Source organism: Streptosporangium pseudovulgare (assembly GCF_014648055.1).
GTDB classification, from domain to species: Bacteria; Actinomycetota; Actinomycetes; order Streptosporangiales; family Streptosporangiaceae; genus Streptosporangium; species Streptosporangium pseudovulgare.
Genome location: NZ_BMQJ01000056.1, coordinates 1 through 2,423, shown reverse-complemented (window position 1 = coordinate 2,423; position 2,423 = coordinate 1). Strand labels below are relative to the sequence as shown.

The 2,423-nt window shown below is 74.0% G+C and carries 2 protein-coding genes; both read right to left on the bottom strand.

Annotated elements, in window-relative coordinates; translation table 11 throughout:
* Positions 1 to 1,670, bottom strand: a 1,670-nt coding sequence (locus IEZ10_RS38410) for a DUF4082 domain-containing protein (RefSeq protein WP_189251415.1), incomplete at its 3' end; no start/stop codon positions are given.
* Positions 1,671 to 2,166: 496 nt separating this feature from the next.
* On the bottom strand, positions 2,167 to 2,423 hold a 257-nt coding region (locus IEZ10_RS38405; protein WP_189251414.1), incomplete at its 5' end, for a hypothetical protein.

Sequence of the window (2,423 nt, the reverse complement as noted above, 5' to 3'; positions counted from 1 at the left end):
TCGTCGCCGGAGGCGCGGAAGCCGTCGCCGTGGCCGCGGACGTGGACGCGTAGGGCGGTGTACTTGTCCTGGCCGATGCCGGGCAGGGTCTGGCAGCCGGAGGCCGGTCCGATCGTCGAGTCGGTGATGGTGAACCGGAAGGTCCTGTCGCCGTCGGCGTTGATCACCCGGCCGTCGATCTGGCTGTTCCTGACCGTGACACCGTCAGCGTTGATCACCAGGTCACCGGGGACGCGCACGCCGTCGAGGACGGTGCCGGGCGCGGTGACGAGATAGGCGGCGCCGTCCTCGTTCAGCGCCGGCGTCCGAAGCTTCACGCCGGGCGGCACGCCCGTGCACGCCGGCGTCGGATGCCCCGCGCACACCCTGCCGTCCGGGACGGGCTCCGGGTCGCGCGGCGGGACCGGCTTCGGTGCGGGCGTGAGCGTGGGCCCGCCGGTGCCGCCGGTTCCGGGTGTGTCGTCCGGCTCCTCCGAGCCCTTTCCGGTCGGCGCGGGCCGGGGGGTCGCGCCGTCACCCGGGGCCTCGGAGCCGTCGCCCGGAGGGGACGTGGCGGTTCCGTCCGGATCGGGGGAGGGGGAGGGTGTGGCGCCCGGCCACCGGCCTCTGCCCGGTCCCCGGCCCTCACCCGGCCACCGGTCGCCACCGGGGCGCCGGGCGTCGTCCGGCCCCCAGCCCTCGTCCGGCCCCCGGCCCTCGTCCGGCCGCGGACTCGCACCGGGCCAGGGATCGCCGCCGGGCCACGCGGTCTCGCCGTCCCACGGGATCTGGTCCGGCCAGTAGCCCCGGTCTCCCTGGCCTCCCCGGTCCGGCGCCGGGGTCGTCTTCCCGGGGAACGGCCGGGGGGTGGACGACCCGGTGTCCCGCTGCTCTCCGGTCTGGGGACGCCAGCGGAAGACGACGTCCACCCAGTAGTTGTACCGCTTCGGGTTCGACCGCCGGGGGAAGGCGCTGGAGCCGTACCCGAACACGCCCGCGTCGCGCGGTGTCGTGGCCAGCGGGCCGGAGCGGGCCGGGCGGGAGCCGCTGGTGCCCACGTAGGTGCCGTGGGCGCTGTGGTAGGAGACCGTGTACGTCCGCCCGGCGGCCAGCCGTACCGGTGAGGCGAAGCGGGCCTCCTGCCAGCCCGACGCGGTCTCGTCCTCGAAGGTGACCCGCGCCAGCCGCCGCCCGCGGGCGTCCCACAGGTTTCCGGTGTGCTCGCCCTGTTCGCCCCGGGCCTTGTAGAACCGCACGCCCGTCGCCCAGCCGCCGCGGGCCGCGGTGAAACGTGTGCCGAGCTCGACGGGCGCGCGGTCGGCGTGCGTCCCGGCCCGCACCGGGGCGTCCGGCCGCCACAGGCTCGTCTCCTTGGCGGCGCCGGAGTCGGGGGCACCGGAACCGGAGGCGCCGGAGTCCGCGGTGCCGTGACCCGGCGTGCCGGAGCCGGGGCCGGACGGGTCGGGGTCGGAGGCGTCGGGGGCCGGGGTGAAGACGGCGGGGGCGGGCCGTCCGGCGGACGCCTCCCGGAGGGCGACGCCGTCACGGGTGAGGGCCCAGACGGCCGGGGCGGTCGTCGCCGCGAGGACGGCGACCAGCGCCGTCGTCAGAACCGGCGGTCGCCGCCGGGATGGTGCGGATGGTGCGCTCTCGCTATTCCCCTCGTGCCGTGGGGGGCTCGTACTGGACATTCCTGTGACCTCCGCGCCGGTTCTCGCCCGGCTCGATGATGTGTCCGCTTGGTCCTCGCACAGGGGACATTGTTGCGACTGGGGTCACAGATACGCACCGGTTTCACGAGTATTGGTCTGCGAGTGGTCCGGGGATGATCGGTGAACGGCCATGCGGACGGTCCGGTGAACGATTATGCGGCGGTCCGGAAACAGAACCGGAAGCGGAACCGGGAGCGGGAGCGGGAGCGAAACCGGATCCGGAACCGAGAACGGGAGCGAAAGCGGAACCGGAACCGGAACCGGAAAGGGAATCGGAAGCGGAAGCGGCGCCGGAAAAGTGATCATGTCGTTCGGCTTTCCGGCCGTCACGCCGTTCTCCGGTCGGTGTCCGGCCGCGCGGGTCGGTGATCCGTGGGGCGGGGGCCGTTCTCCGGCCGGGGCCGTCCGCGCGGGGTGACGGGGTCGTTCCCGCCGGACCGTTCCCGAGGGACGGCGCGCCGCTTTCCCGGCCGGGTCAGCCCACGCAGGGCAGCGGGCCGACGGTCGAGGTGACGCGGTACTGCTCGTCGATCGTCACCAGCGAGTTGCCCGACCAGTCGATCTTCGCGCACTCCGAGTCGACCGGCCCGTAGACCCACGAGCGATCGACCAGCTTGTTGTCCCGCATGACCAGCCGCCCGCGGGCGTTCTTGAGCTGGATGCTGTAGGTGCCGCCCATGATGAGGTTGTCGGTGACGGTGGCGTTCACGATCTGGTCGTCGGTGAGGAAGA